Raw genomic sequence first — 14,756 nt, forward strand, 5'->3', positions numbered from 1 at the left:
GGGATCACGATGACTGACCAGTCAGGAATCCGCAACGGTCAGTGCGCCCACCTCCGTCACGCGCACCACGGCCATCCCCGCCTCGTCGGACGCCGCCAGGTCGACCTCCGCGCTGATGCCCCAGTCGTGGTCGCCCGCCGGGTCGTCGAAGATCTGGCGGACCTTCCAGACGTCCGGCTGCTGGTCGATCATCAGCAGCTTCGGGCCGCGCGCGTCCGGGCCGGTGCCGAGCGCGTCGTACTCCTCGAAGTAGTCCTCGATCGCGTCTTGCCACGCGTCGGCGTCCCAACCGGACGCCGCGTCCAGCTCGCCGAGCACCGACCACGCCCGCCGCGCGAACAGCTCGACCCGGCGGAACAGCTCGTTGCGCACCAGGACGCGGAACGCGCGCTCGTTGCGCGTCACGCCCGACGGCGTCGAAGGCGGCTGGTGCGACGGCGGACCCTCTTCCGTCGGGTGCCGCAGCGCTTCCCACTCGTCCAGCAGACTCGAGTCGACCTGCCGGACGAGCTCGCCGAGCCACTCGATGAGATCCTGCAGCGACTCGGTCTTCGCCTCGTCGGGCACCGTGTGGCGCAGCGCGTCGTAGACGTCGGCGAGGTAGCGCAGCACCAGGCCTTCCGACCGCGCGAGCTGGTAGAACCCGATGTACTCGACGAAGTTCATCGCGCGCTCGTACATGTCGCGCACGACCGACTTCGGCGAGAGCTCGTAGTCGTCGACCCACGGGTGGCCCTGCCGGTAGCTGTGGAACGCGCCCTGCAGCAGCTCCTCCAGCGGCTTCGGGTACGTGACGTTCTCGAGCAGCGCCATCCGTTCGTCGTACTCGATGCCCTCGGACTTCATCGCGTTCACGGCCTCGCCGCGCGCCTTGAACTGCTGCTGCGACAGCACCGGTCGCGGGTTGTCCACAGTGGATTCCACAGTGGATACGACGTCGAGCGCGTAGCTCGGCGACTCGAGGTCGAACAGCTCGATCGCCGCCAGCGCGAACGGCGAAAGCGGCTGGTTGAGCGCGAAGTCGAACTGCAGGTCGACGGTGAGGCGGATGATCCGGCCCTGCTCGTCCGGTTCGGACAGTCGTTCGACGACGCCGGCGGCGAGCAGCGCGCGGTAGATCGCGATGGCGCGCAGGATGAGCTTGCGCTGCGACGCGCGGTCCTCGTGGTTGTCCTCCAGCAGGTGGCGCATCGAGTCGAACGCGTTGCCCGGCCGCGAGATCACGTTCAGCAGCATCGAGTGCGTGACCTTGAAGCTCGACGTCAGCGGCTCGGGGTCGGCCGCGATGAGCCGGTCGAACGTGCTCTCGGTCCAGTTGACGAACCCCTCCGGGGCCTTCTTCCGGACGATCTTCTTTTTCTTCTTCGGGTCGTCGCCCGCCTTCTCCAGTGCCTTCGCGTTCTCGACGACGTGGTCGGGTGCCTGCACGACGACGTAGCCGTCGGTGTCGTAGCCCGCCCGCCCGGCACGGCCGGCGATCTGGTGGAACTCGCGCGCCTTGAGATGGCGCTGGCGGACGCCGTCGTACTTGGTCAGCGCGGAGAAGACCACCGTCCTGATGGGTACGTTGATGCCGACGCCGAGGGTGTCGGTCCCGCAGATCACCTTGAGCAGCCCGGACTGGGCCAAGGTCTCGACCAGCCGCCGGTACTTGGGCAGCATGCCGGCGTGGTGGACGCCGATGCCGTGGCGGACCAGCCGCGAGAGCGTCTTGCCGAAGCCGGCGGAGAAGCGGAAGTCGCCGATCAGCTCGGCGATGGACTCCTTCTCGGCCTTCGTCGTGACGTTGATGCTCATCAGCGTCTGCGCCCGCTCGATGGCCGCGGCCTGCGAGAAGTGCACGACGTAGACGGGTGCCTGGCCGCCGTTGAGCAGCTCGGACATCGTCTCGTGCAGCGGCGTGAGCGCGTACCGGAAGGTCAGCGGCACCGGGCGCTGCGCCGACGTGACGACGGCGGTCGGCTTGCCGGTGCGGCGCGTCAGGTCCTTCTCGAAGAAGGACACGTCGCCCAAGGTCGCCGACATCAGGACGAACTGGGCCTTCGGCAGTTCCAGCAGCGGCACCTGCCACGCCCAGCCGCGGTCGGGCTCGGAGTAGAAGTGGAACTCGTCGGCGACGACCTGCCCGACGGGCGCCTCGGCACCGAACCGCAACGCGATGTTCGCCAGGATTTCGGCCGTGCAGCAGATGATCGGGGCGTCCGGGTTGACGCTGGAGTCACCCGTCATCATCCCGACGTTGTCGGCCCCGAAGATCTCGATGAGCTGGAAGAACTTCTCCGAGACGAGGGCTTTGATGGGCGCGGTGTAGTAGCTGCGGCGGCCCTGGGCGAGCGCGGTGAAGTGCGCGCCGACGGCGACGAGGCTCTTCCCGGAGCCGGTCGGCGTCGAGAGGATGACGTTCGATCCGGAGACGATCTCCATCACCGCCTCCTCCTGCGCCGGGTACAGCTCGATGCCCCGGTCGGCCGTCCAGGTCGTGAAGGCTTCGAACAGGGCGTCGGGGTCGGGATCCGCAGGCAGGAGGTCGGTGAGTGTCATCAGACGTCCATCGTGCCATCCGCTCGTCGCAAAGTCGGCAGGGGCGATCGCATCGCGAGTGGTAAACCCGTAGGCTTCGCGTTACCGCGCTTCGACCGGGAGATACGGTGTCGCGCGCACACGGGCGGTACACCGGAGGGCTTAGGAATGGCACAGGACATCATCCCGATCGAACTCGGGCTGCCGCAGGGCGACGTCGTCACCCTGTGGGCCCCGCGCTGGCGGGAAGACGGCGAGGAGTGGGAAGCGTTCCTCGGCGACGAGGACGACCTGTACGCCTTCCCGGACGCCGCGCACCTGGCCGCCTTCGTCCGCACGTCGGAGCGGCACGACCTGATCGACCACCCGGCGTGGGACGCCGTGCCGTCGCTGAACGTGCCGGAGCTGATCCCGGACGAGGACCACACGTACGACCTCGTCGGCGTGCCCGAGCTCGTCGCCGAGGAGCCGGACGTCTGGCACATCGCCGAGCTGGCGGAGATCGTCGGCATCGTGCGGTCGCTCGCGGACGTCTGCGACCTCGAAGAGGTGCACGAGATCCTCGACTCGACCGAAGGCTTCTCGCTGCTGGACCAGGGCACCCTCCCGTTCACCGGGAGCGTCGGCGTCCAGGTGTGGAACGACCTGTCCGAGACGGTGTCGACGAAGTGGGACACCGTCCTGGACGCGATCGACGGGCTGGTGACGGTGCCGGACGTCGACGAGAAGGTCCTCGAGCAGACGGCCGAGGAGCTGGCGGCGTTCCACGAGGAGTCCGCGGAGGCCGAGGCCGGCGCCGAGGGTGAAGAGGACCTCGAGGCTTTGGACTCGGCTTCCGAAGACGACGAGGAAGAAGAAGAGGGCCCGGTCGGCTTCTGGGCCGAGGTGGGCATCGACCCGATCAAGATCATCACGTCCGGCGCGGAGTACTACACGCTGCGCTGCTACCTGGACGACACCCCGGTGTTCCTGGGCAGCGAGGGCGAGATCGACGTGTTCACGTCGGAGAAGGCCCTGGTCCGCGCGCTGGCCGACGGCAAGGACCTCGCCGACACGGACCTCGCGGACGTGTCCACGTGGGACGAAGTCCTGGCCAAGGCGACGGCCGGCGAGCTCGAGATCGAGGTCGACCCGGAGAACACGTACGTGCTGACGGGCCTGGACGCGGACATCGCGGAGGGCCCGGAGTCGATCGACCCGACGCAGCTGGAGCTGGCGGTCGAGCTGATCACGGACGCGGCGGACTGGGCGGGCGACGACTCGGCCGAGACGGCGCTGGCGGGCAACGAGAGCCTGGGCTGGCTGGTGTCGTTCGTGCTCCGCCCGGACCCGACGCGCCTCGAGCCGTCGGCGCCGTTCGACGCGGAGCAGAGCGCGTGGCGCAAGCTCGTCGAGGGTTTCGAGAACCGCCTGACGGTGGCTTGACCTTTCGGCTCACGAAGGCCGCCTCCCGTGGTTGGGGAGGCGGCCTTCGTCGTGTCCGGGGTGCAGGCGGAGGGTCAGGGCGACCCCAGCGCGCCCGAGTGGCCGCGCCTGACCTCAACGCCGCCCGGAGCGGGTGTCACTCCTCCGAAGCGGGCTCCGCCCGGACCGGGACCACCAGCACCGCCAGCGCCGGGAACACCGCCGCCACGCAGAACGCCAGCGCGTACCGGCTGTCGCCGATCACCAGGCCCAGCAGCGGCGGCGTCAGCGAGGCCGCGATGTTCTGGCCCGTGTTCTGCGTCCCCATCGCGCGGCCCGACCACGCCAGGCCCGCCAGCTCCGCCGATGCCGTGAAGCCCAGGCCGTTGTCCGCCACCGTGATGATCCCCGCCAAGGCCAGCGCCAGCAGCACCAGCCACAGCCCCGTCGCGTCCCCCACCGCCACCAGCAGCATGACCAGGCAGCTCAGCACCGCCAGCTGACGCATCGGCCGCAGCCGGCTGCCGACGCGGTCGGACCACCAGCCCGACCCGAGCCGGCCCGCCGCGCCCAGCACCTGGACCACCGCCAGGAACCAGCCCGCGGACAGGGGGCTCCAGTGCTGCACCGCCACCAGGTACGCCGGCGCGAACGCCGATACCGCGAACTGCGGCACCACCAGCAGCGCGCTCGCGCCGTGGACGCGCCACAGCGTCGCGTGCCGGTACGGCGAAGTCGGCTTCTCCCCCGAAGCCGGCCGCGGCGGCCGGGGCGGGTCCGTCACCAGCCACGCCACCAGCAGCGCGACGACGATCGCCAGCCCGGCCGGCAGCAGCACCGCCGCGCGGAACCCGAAGTGCGCGGCCAGCGGCGGCAGCCCGAGCGCCGCGACACCCACGCCGAGCGGCTGGGCCGTCTGGCGGATCCCCATCGCCACGCCGCGCTCGGACTTCGCGAACCAGCCCATCACAACGCGACCGCTCGCCGCGTTCACCGAAGCCGTACACGCACCCGCCGCCAAGAACACCCCAAAGAGCAGCCCGACCGGGTGAGTTCCTACCCCGGCGTACACCAGGAGTAACCCCGAGGCCCCCAGTCCGAGGGCCATGATCAGACGCTCTCCGTAACGGTCCGCAGCCGCGCCCCACACGATCAGGGTGAACAGGAGACCGATGCTCGGCGCCGCGACGACCGTGCCGGCCTCCGCCAGCGTCAGCCCCTCCGCGTCGCGCATGGCCGGGACCAGGAACGGGATGCCGTAGAGGAACGAGCAGCTCGCGGTCTGCGCGGCGAGGCCGAGCGCGAGGATGAGCCACCGACGGGAACTCGCGTGCAGCTGCTCGACCGGACCCTTCGCGACCTGCGCCATCGTCCCCACCGTCTCACTATTTGAGAACAACTTCCTATATAGTGAACGATAGTTGGCATGGCTAAGGACCGCAAGCGGCTTGCGGTCCTTAGCGGGCGGGTCAGCGCAGCGCGGCGTACCCGGGCTTGATGACGTCGTCGATCAGCGCGAGCCGGGCGTCGAAATCGATGAACGCGGATTTCATCGCGTTGATCGTGAACCACCGGAAGTCGTCGAGGTCGTACCCGAAGGTCTCGTGCAGAGTGGTGAATTCGCTGGTCATCGTGCATCCGCTCATCAGCCGGTTGTCCGTGTTCACGGTCACCCGGAAGCGCAGCCGCTTGAGCAGGGCGAGCGGGTGCTCGGCGATCGAGCGGACGGTGCCTGTTTGGACGTTCGACGACGGGCAGATCTCCAGCGGGATGCGACGGTCGCGGACGTACGCGGCCAACCGTCCAAGGTGGACCGTGCCGTCCGCGTCGGTCTTGACGTCCTCGACGATCCGCACGCCGTGCCCGAGCCGTTCGGCTCCGCAGTGCTGAATCGCCTCCCAAATGGACGGCAGACCGAACGCTTCTCCCGCGTGAATGGTGAAATGCGCATTGTTCTGGCGCAAATACTCGAAAGCGTCGAGATTGCGGGTCGGCGGGAATCCGTCTTCGGGGCCGGCGATGTCGAACCCGACCACGCCGGCGTCGCGGTAGCGGACGGCCAGGTTCGCGATCTCGAGGGCGCGGGCGTGCTGGCGCATCGCGCAGAGCAACGTCCCGACGCGGATGCTGCCGCCGTTCGCGGCCACGCGGCGAGTGCCCTCCGTGAACCCCGCCTGGACGGCCTCGACCACCGCATCGAGTGACAGACCGCGTTCGACGAACAACTCCGGTGCGTAGCGCACCTCGGCGTAGACGACGCCGTCGGCGGCCAGGTCCTCCACTGCCTCCGCCGCGACCCTGACCAGCGCTTCCTCCGTTTGCATCACTCCGCACGTGTGCGCGAAGGTCTCGAGGTAGGAAACGAGTGAGCCGGAGTCGGCCGCCCGGCGGAACCAGGTGCCCAGCTCGGCCGGGTCGGTGGTGGGCAGACCGGCATAACCGGTGGCGTCGGCGAGCTCGGCGACGGTGGCCGGGCGGAGGCCGCCGTCCAGGTGGTCGTGCAGGAGGACCTTGGGCGCGCGGCGGAGTGTCTCGCTGGTCAGAACAGGGCTTTCGTCAGGCATCCCCCAACGGTAACCTCGTTGTCATTCCCCTACATGGCCGTAAGTCTCAGGCTCGGGCTAACCCTCAGCGTTGACGATCATGTGACGAATCGGCCATCCGGGGGCAGCCTCCGCAATAGGCTCTTCACGGGGGCCATACAGACAGCAATTTTTGCAATCGATAAGCTTCGTGGCACGTCCCTCCATTTCCCCGCCGACGAAGGACACACAGCAGTGACCACTGACAACCACATTGCCGCCCCGTCCTTCGACCGGATGCGCAACATGCTGGTGCGCGCGGCCGAAGTGCGTGAGAGCGAGCAGCAGCAGATCTTCGACGCGCTCGACGACATCTACGCCCGCCTCGCGCCGGTGGACTCGCTGGGCGCGGTCCGCAAGCGGCTCTCCGAGATGCCCGACCGCACCGAGGTCAGCGTCCTGGCCGAGCGCCTCGACGAGACGATGTCGCGCCTCGAGGCCCAGGACAACGCGATCGCCGCGCTGACCCGCGCGGTCGAGAGCATCGTCGACAAGCTCGCCAAGCCCTTCGCGCAGCTCGACGGCCGCCTCGACGGGGTCGCCGCGCGGTTCGAGGGCGTCGCCGGGCGGATGGACGGGCTCGAGGACAAGCTCCAGAACATCCACCGCCGGCTCGACGAGCTGGGCGGCCACCTCGACAAGCAGGACGCGAAGCTCGACTCGCTGCCGCAGTCGGTGCACGGCCCGGTCCGCGAGCGGATCGAGCAGGCCGAGTCGACGCTGCGCGAGCGCGTCGACACCGCCGACCACGAGCTGCGCGCGAAGGTCGACGAGCTGGACCGCGCCACCAAGGAGCGGATCGGCGCGAACACCGAGGCACTCAAGACGGCGCTGACCGAAACCGGCGAGATGATCGACGCCTCGGACCGCCTGGAGAACCTCGGCAACCGGCTCGAGACGGTCACCACCCGCCTCGACGAGCTGGCCGGCCGCCTCGACAAGGTGGAGGACGGCTTCCTGTCGAGCCTCGGCGACCTCGACGGCGCGGTCAAGAGCGGCCTGGCCAAGGTCGAGGGCACGCTGTCCAAGCAGCCGGACACCGACTCGGTGGACACGCTGGTCCGCAGGAGCAACGACGAGAGCGTCCGCCGCATCGGCGGCCAGCTCGACGAGGCGATGGCGACCTTCGCGGAGCTGATGCTCGGCGGCGGTCCGGCGGTCCAGCAGATCTCCCCGCCCCCGCCGGCCCCGCGCCAGCCGCGTCGCAGCTCGCGCAACGGCCGGGCGCCGAAGGCCGCGGACGTGAAGGGCAAGACGGGCGAAGGCTCCGAAGAAGCCACGGAGTAGGACTCACTGTGCAGAAGGCCCCCGCCGGGATCCGGCGGGGGCCTTCTTCATACTTCAGATGCCACTCGGGCGGGTGATCACCTTCGCGACGATCATCACAGCCCAGCTAGCCGCGGATGGTCTCCACGACGATCGGGCCCGGCTCGGGTGCCGACGAAGCGATCGTGAAGCCACCCTCGAGAGCGGACAGGGCCGCCGGGACCACGTCCGGGGTGTCCGTGTGCAGCTCCAGCAGCGGGTCGCCCTCCGACACCGCGTCGCCGGGCTTGGCCAGGCACAGCACGCCCGCCGCGGCCTGGACGGGGTCCTCCTTGCGGGCCCGGCCCGCGCCCAGCCGCCACGCCGCGACACCCACCGCGTACGCGTCCAGCGAAGCCAGCACGCCCGAAACCGGAGCAACGACCGTGTGGACGTGCGAAGGCGTCGGCAGCGGCGCCGCCGGGTCGCCGCCCTGGGCGGAGATCATCCGGCACCACGTCTCGTACGCCTCGCCCGAAGCCAGCACCGCCGCCGGGTCCACGTCGAGACCGGCGAGGGCCAGCATCTCCCGCGCCAGGGCGAGAGTCAGCTCGACGACGTCCGAAGGGCCGCCGCCCTGCAGAACGGAAACCGACTCCGCGACCTCCACCGCGTTGCCGACCGCCCGGCCCAGCGGGACGTTCATGTCGGTCAGCAACGCCGTCGTCGGGACGCCGTGGTCGCGGCCGATCGACGTCAGCGTCGAAGCCAGCTCGCGTGCCTGGGAAAGCGACTTCATGAACGCGCCCGACCCGAACTTCACGTCCAGGACCAGCCCGGACGCCCCTTCGGCGATCTTCTTGCTCATGATCGAGCTGGCGATCAGCGGGATCGACTCCACAGTGGACGTGACGTCCCGCAGCGCGTACAGCTTCTTGTCCGCCGGCGCGAGCCCGGACGTCGCCGCGCAGACCACCGCGCCGACGTCCTCCAGCTGCGCCTGGATTTCCGCGGTGGACAGCGAAGCGCGCCAGCCCGGGATCGACTCCAGCTTGTCGAGCGTGCCGCCGGTGTGGCCGAGCCCGCGCCCGGACAGCTGCGGCACCGCCGCGCCGCACGCCGCCACCAGCGGCGCCAGCGGCAGCGTGATCTTGTCGCCGACCCCGCCGGTGGAGTGCTTGTCGACCGTCGGCCGGGAGACCGAAAGCGACAGCCGCTCGCCGGAGGAGATCATCGCGTGCGTCCACCGCGAGATCTCGGCGGCGGACATCCCGTTCAGGAAGATCGCCATGGCCAGCGCCGACATCTGCTCTTCGGCGACGACACCGTGGGTGTAGGCGTCGACGACCCAGTCGATCTGCTCGTCGGTCAACCGACCGCCGTCGCGCTTGGTCCGGATGACGTCGACCGCCGCGAACCCGCTCACGGCAGGTCGTCCGGGCCGAAGGCGTCCGGCAGCACGTCCGACATCGGCAGGATGCCGCTCGGCGTGTCCACCAGGCAAGCAGAACCGCCCAGCTCGAACAGGATCTGGCGGCAGCGCCCGCACGGCATCAGCAGGTCACCGGCGCCGCTGCGACACGCCACCGCGACGAGACGACCCCCGCCGGACAGCCGCAGCTGCCCGGCCATCGTGCACTCCGCGCACAGCCCGAGGCCGTAGGACGCGTTCTCGACGTTGCACCCGGTGACCACACGTCCGTCGTCGACGATCCCCGCGACCCCGACGTGCAGGCCCGAATAAGGCGCGTACGCATGGGAAGCAGCCTCGATGGCCTGCGCGCGCAGCGCGTCCCAGTCCACAGTAGACACTCAGTCCTCACCCCGCCGGTACGGCTGGCCGTCGGCTTTCGGCGGCCGCAGCCGCTGCGAAGCCACCGCCAGCACGATCAGCGTCACGAAGTGCGCGGTGTACGGGATCAGGTCGGACGGCAGCGTGTCGTTCGACCAGTAGATCGCGTACAGCACGCCGGCGCCGACGACGCCGAGCCCCGCCGCGATCCACTGACGACGGAACAGCTGCACGACGACGATCACGGCGACCAGGATCACCGCGCCGTACAGCAGCGCGAGCACCGCTTCGCCGCCGCCGGCGAGCTGCAGGCCGTCCGCGTAGCCGAACAGCGCCGCGCCGCCGAGCAGGCCGCCCGGCCGCCAGTTGCCGAAGATCATCGCCGCGAGACCGATGTACCCGCGGCCGTTCGTCTGGTTCTCCAGGTAGTCCGCGCCGCCGCGCAGCAGCACCAGCGAAGCGCCACCCATGCCGGCGAACGCGCCCGAGATGATCACGGCCACGTACTTGTGCAGGTAGACGTTGACGCCGAGGGACTCCGCGGCGACCGGGTTCTCGCCGCACGAGCGCAGCCGCAGGCCGAAGCGCGTCTTCCACAGGACCCAGAAGCTCACCGGCACCAGGATGATCGCGATCACCGTCAGCGGCGCCACCTCGGTGACCAGGCCGCGCAGGATGCCGGCGACGTCGGAGATCCCGACGCGCTGCTGCTTCTCCAGATCGCCCAGCCAGTCCGAAAGGAACGTCGCCGAGTAGGTGTCGAACTTCGGCACCGGCGGCGACTGCCGCGGGTTGCCGGAGATCGGCGCGAAGATCAGGTTCGCCAGGTACTTCGTGACACCCAGGCCGAGCAGGTTGATCGCGACGCCGGAGACGATGTGGTTGACGTTGAACGTCACCGTCGCCACCGCGTGCAGCAGCCCGCCCAGGGCACCGAACAGCAGCGCGGCCAGCAGGCCGGACCACACGCCGCCGTAGTACGAACCCCAGGCGGCGCCCCAGGTCCCGAGGATCATCATGCCCTCGAGACCGATGTTGACCACGCCCGCGCGTTCGGCCCAGAGGCCGCCCAGCGCGCAGAGCAGGATCGGCAGCGCCAGGCGCAACGCCGTCGACGCGGTGTTGGACGACGTCAGCGCGGAGACGCCGGTGGAGTACGACGCCGTCGAGATGACGGCGATCGCGATCACGGCCCAGATCACGCCGCGCAGCCAGCCGGGGACCCGGGACCGCTTGCGGTGCACCGGCATCGTCGTGCCGGCACCCGGTTCCGGCCGGGTGAAGTCGGTGACGGCCATCAGACCGCACCTCCTTCGGCGACCGAAGCGCCCTTGCGGCCGTTGCCGCCGAGCGCGCGGCCCACCTTGCGTTGTTCGGCCGCGAGGTCGGCCCGGCGCACGACTTCGTACGCCACGACGACCGACAGCACGATGATGCCCTGCATGATCGTCGCGATCTCCTTGGACACGTTGATCTGCTCCAGCGACACCGCGGAGGTGTCGAGGAACGCCCACAGCAGCGCGCCGAGCGCGATGCCGCCGGGGTGGTTGCGGCCGAGCAGCGCGACGGCGATGCCGGTGAAGCCGTACATCTGGGTCGCGGTGATGCCGTAGCTGTAGTCGCGGCCGAGCAGCTCCGGCATCGCGACCAGGCCGGCGACACCACCGGAGAGCAGCATCGCGATCAGCGTCATCTTCTTGGCGCTGACGCCGCCCGCGGCCGCGGCGGTGGTGGACTCGCCGGACGCCTTGAGCTCGAAGCCGAACCGCGTGCGGTTGAGCATGAACCAGTACGCGCCGCCGATGAGCGCGGCGATGACGACGAACCCGAACAGCGTGCCCGAGCCGAGCGGGATGCCCGGGATCCGGCCGGACGGCTCGATCACGCGGGTGCCGATGTTGTTGCCGCGCTGCACGCCGAACTGGTCGGCGTTGATGAGGAACGCGATGATGCCGGCGACGATCGCGTTGAGCATGATCGTCGAGATGACCTCGCTGACCCCGCGGGTCACCTTGAGGATCGCCGGGACCGCCGCGTAGGCCATGCCCGCCACGACCGCGACCACCAGGATCGCGATGACGTGGATGACCGGCGGCAGCTTCATGGCACCGCCGGCGATGGCGGCGACGACGGCGGCGAAGCGGTACTGGCCTTCGACACCGATGTTGAAGAGGTTCATCTGGAAGCCGATGGCCACCGCGAGCCCGGACAGGTAGTAGACGGTCGCCAGGTTCACCGTGTCGACCGCGGTGGAGCCCTTGAACATCTGGCCGATCATCGTGCCGTACGCCTGCAGCGGGTCGGCCCCGGAGATGATCAGCGCGATCGCCGACAGCAGCACGGCGAAGACGATCGCCAGCAGCGGCGGCAGCAGTTTCGTGCGCCAGGAGGTCATTCTTCGTCACCCTCTCCGGCGCCGGTCATCGCCGAACCCAGTTCCTGCGGCGTCACGGTGGCGGGGTCGGCCTCGCTGACGAGGCGCCCGCGCAGCATGACCCGGATCGTGTCGGACAGGCCGATCAGCTCGTCGAGGTCGGCGGAGATCAGCAGCACAGCGAGGCCCGCCGCCCGGGCCTGGCGGATCTGCTCCCAGATCAGGGCCTGCGCGCCGACGTCGACACCGCGGGTCGGGTGCGACGCGATGAGCAGCACCGGGTCGCCGGACAGCTCCCGCCCGACGATCAGCTTCTGCTGGTTGCCGCCCGAAAGCGCCGCGGCCGGGACGTCGATCCCCGGCGTGCGGACGTCGTACTCGCGCACGATCCGCTCGGTGTCGGCGCGGGCGCCGGCGATGTCGAGCAGCTGGCCCTTGGAGACCGGCTCGCGAGTCTGGTAACCGAGGATCCGGTTGACCCACAACGGTTGCGTGAGCAGCAGGCTGTGCCGCGTGCGGTCCTCGGCGATGTAGCCGATGCCGGCTTCGCGACGCGCCAGCGTGCCCGCCTTGGTAAGGTCACGCGCCTTGCCTTCGGCGTCGACCAGTTCGATCGTGCCGCCGGACGGCTTGCGCATGCCCATGATCGTCTCGACGAGCTCGGTCTGGCCGTTGCCCTCGACGCCGGCGACGCCGAGCACCTCGCCCGCGTGCACGGTGAAGGTGACGTCGTCGAGCGCGTTGCGGTCCGAGCCTTCGGCGCCGAGCGTCAGGCCGGTCAGCCGCAGCACGTCCCGGTCGGTGACCGTGGACTCGCGGGTCTCCGGGCTGGGCAGCTCCGACCCGACCATCATCTCCGCGAGCTGGCGCGAGGTGATGGTCTTCGGGTCCGCGGTGCCGACGGTGGTGCCGCGCCGGATGACCGTGACGGTGTCGGCGATCGCGCGGACCTCGTCGAGCTTGTGCGAGATGAAGAGGAAGGTGTAGCCGTCGGCCTTCATCTCCCGGACGGTCGCGAACAGCGCGTCGACCTCCTGCGGCACGAGGACCGCGGTCGGCTCGTCCAGGATGATGATCTTCGCCCCGCGGTAGAGCACCTTGACGATCTCGACGCGCTGGCGGTCGGCGACGCCCAGTTCTTCGAGCAGCGTGTCGGGCTTGGCGTGCAGCCCGGTCCGCTCGGCGAGCTCGGCCAGCCGGGCGCGGGCCGCGCGGCCGATGCCGTGCAGGGCCTCGGCGCCGAGGAAGACGTTCTCGCCGACGGTGAGGTTGTCGGCGAGCATGAAGTGCTGGTGCACCATGCCGATGCCGGCGCGGATGGCGTCCTGCGGGTTGCGCAGTTTCACCTCGGTGCCGTTGATCGCGATCGTGCCCTCGTCCGGCGGCTGCATGCCGTAGAGGATCTTCATCAGGGTGGACTTGCCGGCGCCGTTTTCGCCACAGATGGCGTGCACCTCGCCCGCGGCGACGGTGAGGTTGACGTCGGAGTTGGCCACCACGCCCGGGAACCGTTTGGTGATCCCGGTCAGCTGGACGGCGGGGACGCCCCGGTCGGGGACGGCCTCGGCCGGGGCCTCGGCTGTGCTCATGGGCGGGAGGATTCCATATCTCTGGAACGCGTGAGGGGCCCGGAGGAGAATTCCTCCGAGCCCCGGACACGTTGTGAGCTACTTCTGCGGCTTGTCCGAAACGGAGATCGCGCCCGAGATGATCTGGGCCTTGTACCCGTCGAGGACGTCCTTGATGTCGTCGACCTTGCCACCGGAGGTGGCGTAGCCGACGCCGTCGACCTTGAGGTCGAACCGCTTCGGCAGCACGCTCAGGTCACCCTTGGCGACGGCCTGGATGTAGTCGAACACCGCGACGTCGACGCGCTTGAGCATGGACGTGATGATGACGTCCTTGTCGGCGGCGACGGTCTTCTGGTTGTACTGGTCGGAGTCGACGCCGATGGCCAGCGCGTTGCCCGCCTTGGCGGCGTCGAACACGCCCTTACCCGAGGCGCCGGCGGCGTGGTAGATGACGTCCGCGCCCTTGGCGATCTCGGCCGCGGCCTTGGCGTTGCCCTTCGGCGGGTCCTGGAACCCGGAGAAGTCGCCGGCCGGGGTGAGGTACTCGTCCTCGATCTTGATCTTGGACGAAACCGTCTTCGCGCCCTGCAGGAAGCCCGCCTCGAACTTCTGGATCAGCGGGGTGTTGACGCCGCCGACGAAGCCGACGTGGCAGCTCTTGCTCTTGTACGCGGCGGCGACGCCGGCCAGGAACGAGCCCTGCTCTTCGGCGAAGACCAGCGGCGTCACGTTCGGGAGCGTGATCGAGTCGTCGTCGACGATCGCGAACTTGGTGTTCGGGTACTTGGCCGCGACGGCCTTGACCGCGTCGGCGTAGGCGAAGCCGACCGCGACGATCGGGTTCAGGCCCTGCGAAGCCATCTGGTCGAGGCGCTGCTGCTTGGCCGACTCGGCCTCGCTGGCGGACGCGGTGCTCTCGTTCACCGTCGTCACGCCGAGGTCGGACTTCGCCTTGTCGGTGCCCGCGGCGGCGGCGTCGTTGAACGACGCGTCACCCCGGCCGCCGACGTCGAAGGCCAGGCCGATCTTCAGCTTGCTGCCGTCCACCTTGCCACCGGCCGCGGCCGTGCTGCTCGACGCCGCGGGGGCCGCGGGCGGCTTCTGCGCGGTGACGCAGTCCGAGCCGCCACCCGACGAAGCCGCGGTGTTGTTCGAGCTGTTACCACCGCCGGAGTCCTTGGCGCACCCGGCCAGGGTGAGCACCCCGGCCATGGCCACGGCGGCCAGCGCGGTTCCACGCATGCGACGCAACGTGTTTCTCCCTCCCC

Annotated in this window: 11 protein-coding genes; 2 read left to right on the forward strand and 9 right to left on the reverse strand. The window is 69.7% G+C overall.

Features of this window, described 5'->3' with window-relative positions; all coding sequences use genetic code 11:
* Positions 1 to 21: 21 nt before the first annotated feature.
* Positions 22 to 2,541, reverse strand: a complete 2,520-nt coding sequence (locus tag ACZ7OH_RS09245) for a DEAD/DEAH box helicase (protein WP_470280405.1) — start codon at positions 2,539 to 2,541, stop codon at positions 22 to 24.
* A gap of 147 nt (positions 2,542 to 2,688) precedes the next feature.
* Here ACZ7OH_RS09245 and ACZ7OH_RS09250 point away from each other — a divergent pair, with 147 nt between their 5' ends.
* Positions 2,689 to 3,945 carry a primosomal protein gene (locus tag ACZ7OH_RS09250; RefSeq protein WP_400900453.1) on the forward strand — a complete coding sequence of 419 codons (1,257 nt, stop codon included), beginning with the start codon at positions 2,689 to 2,691 and terminating at the stop codon, positions 3,943 to 3,945.
* Positions 3,946 to 4,081: 136 nt separating this feature from the next.
* Here the strand turns inward: ACZ7OH_RS09250 and ACZ7OH_RS09255 are convergent, their stop codons facing one another.
* Both ACZ7OH_RS09255 and ACZ7OH_RS09260 read right to left on the reverse strand, forming a co-directional pair.
* Positions 4,082 to 5,293, reverse strand: coding sequence for an MFS transporter (locus tag ACZ7OH_RS09255; protein ID WP_470280406.1), 1,212 nt, complete (start codon positions 5,291 to 5,293; stop codon positions 4,082 to 4,084).
* Positions 5,294 to 5,393: 100 nt separating this feature from the next.
* Positions 5,394 to 6,488, reverse strand: coding sequence for an adenosine deaminase (locus ACZ7OH_RS09260; RefSeq protein WP_470280407.1), 1,095 nt, complete (start codon positions 6,486 to 6,488; stop codon positions 5,394 to 5,396).
* Positions 6,489 to 6,701: 213 nt separating this feature from the next.
* Here ACZ7OH_RS09260 and ACZ7OH_RS09265 point away from each other — a divergent pair, with 213 nt between their 5' ends.
* A complete protein-coding gene (locus ACZ7OH_RS09265) occupies positions 6,702 to 7,793 on the forward strand; it encodes a PA containing protein (RefSeq protein ID WP_470280408.1) in 1,092 nt (363 codons plus the stop codon).
* Positions 7,794 to 7,899: 106 nt separating this feature from the next.
* On the opposite strand, the gene ACZ7OH_RS09270 is transcribed toward ACZ7OH_RS09265, so the two are convergent.
* From ACZ7OH_RS09270 to ACZ7OH_RS09295, 6 genes are all read right to left on the reverse strand, one after another.
* On the reverse strand, positions 7,900 to 9,177 hold the full coding sequence (locus ACZ7OH_RS09270; RefSeq protein ID WP_470280409.1) for a thymidine phosphorylase: 1,278 nt from the start codon (positions 9,175 to 9,177) through the stop codon (positions 7,900 to 7,902).
* On the reverse strand, positions 9,174 to 9,563 hold the full coding sequence (locus tag ACZ7OH_RS09275; RefSeq protein ID WP_125307342.1) for a cytidine deaminase: 390 nt from the start codon (positions 9,561 to 9,563) through the stop codon (positions 9,174 to 9,176). The genes ACZ7OH_RS09270 and ACZ7OH_RS09275 overlap by 4 nt, the downstream gene beginning before the upstream one ends.
* On the reverse strand, positions 9,564 to 10,841 hold the full coding sequence (locus tag ACZ7OH_RS09280; RefSeq protein WP_470280410.1) for an ABC transporter permease: 1,278 nt from the start codon (positions 10,839 to 10,841) through the stop codon (positions 9,564 to 9,566).
* A complete protein-coding gene (locus ACZ7OH_RS09285; RefSeq protein ID WP_400900464.1) occupies positions 10,841 to 11,938 on the reverse strand; it encodes an ABC transporter permease in 1,098 nt (365 codons plus the stop codon). Before ACZ7OH_RS09285 ends, ACZ7OH_RS09280 begins: the two co-directional genes overlap by 1 nt.
* Positions 11,935 to 13,506, reverse strand: coding sequence for an ABC transporter ATP-binding protein (locus ACZ7OH_RS09290; RefSeq protein ID WP_470280411.1), 1,572 nt, complete (start codon positions 13,504 to 13,506; stop codon positions 11,935 to 11,937). Before ACZ7OH_RS09290 ends, ACZ7OH_RS09285 begins: the two co-directional genes overlap by 4 nt.
* A gap of 78 nt (positions 13,507 to 13,584) precedes the next feature.
* Positions 13,585 to 14,730, reverse strand: a complete 1,146-nt coding sequence (locus ACZ7OH_RS09295; protein WP_470280412.1) for a BMP family lipoprotein — start codon at positions 14,728 to 14,730, stop codon at positions 13,585 to 13,587.
* Positions 14,731 to 14,756: the final 26 nt, after the last annotated feature.

This window comes from Amycolatopsis sp. NPDC114478 (assembly GCF_055633805.1).

Excerpts from the sequence above, each read along its gene's own strand:
- ACZ7OH_RS09260 (WP_470280407.1), bottom strand. The coding sequence starts at position 6,488 with ATGCCTGACGAAAGCCCTGTTCTGACCAGCGAGACACTCCGCCGCGCG.
- ACZ7OH_RS09295 (WP_470280412.1), bottom strand. The coding sequence starts at position 14,730 with ATGCGTGGAACCGCGCTGGCCGCCGTGGCCATGGCCGGGGTGCTCACC.
- ACZ7OH_RS09285 (WP_400900464.1), bottom strand. The coding sequence starts at position 11,938 with ATGACCTCCTGGCGCACGAAACTGCTGCCGCCGCTGCTGGCGATCGTC.
- ACZ7OH_RS09250 (WP_400900453.1), top strand. The coding sequence starts at position 2,689 with ATGGCACAGGACATCATCCCGATCGAACTCGGGCTGCCGCAGGGCGAC.
- ACZ7OH_RS09280 (WP_470280410.1), bottom strand. The coding sequence starts at position 10,841 with ATGGCCGTCACCGACTTCACCCGGCCGGAACCGGGTGCCGGCACGACG.
- ACZ7OH_RS09255 (WP_470280406.1), bottom strand. The coding sequence starts at position 5,293 with ATGGCGCAGGTCGCGAAGGGTCCGGTCGAGCAGCTGCACGCGAGTTCC.
- ACZ7OH_RS09245 (WP_470280405.1), bottom strand. The coding sequence starts at position 2,541 with ATGACACTCACCGACCTCCTGCCTGCGGATCCCGACCCCGACGCCCTG.
- ACZ7OH_RS09290 (WP_470280411.1), bottom strand. The coding sequence starts at position 13,506 with ATGAGCACAGCCGAGGCCCCGGCCGAGGCCGTCCCCGACCGGGGCGTC.